We start from the raw sequence: 251 nt of genomic DNA, 5'->3' as shown, positions 1-251 counted from the left end.
ACGGGCTTCAACCACATTGCAAGCCTTACAAAAATTAAAAGGTGTGGTGAAAGCAGAAGGTACGGTAACTGCGGGCAATGCTTCAGGAATTAACGATGGTGCAGCCGCTTTACTGATCGCATCAGATCAAGCCGTTACACAGTATCAATTAAAACCACGTGCCAAAATCATTGCAGCAACAACTGTCGGTATAGAACCTCGAATCATGGGATTTGCACCTGCACCAGCGATCAAGAAATTACTTCAACAGG

Annotated in this window: 1 protein-coding gene; it reads left to right on the top strand. The window is 45.0% G+C overall.

Features of this window, described 5'->3' with window-relative positions; translation table 11 throughout:
- Positions 1 to 251, top strand: a 251-nt coding sequence (locus FLQ44_RS21170) for a thiolase family protein (RefSeq protein WP_500692562.1), incomplete at both ends; no start/stop codon positions are given.

Origin of the sequence: Vogesella mureinivorans (assembly GCF_007644035.1) — a bacterium.
Taxonomy (GTDB): domain Bacteria; phylum Pseudomonadota; class Gammaproteobacteria; order Burkholderiales; family Chromobacteriaceae; genus Vogesella; species Vogesella mureinivorans.
This window is presented reverse-complemented; position numbering and strand designations above follow the sequence as displayed.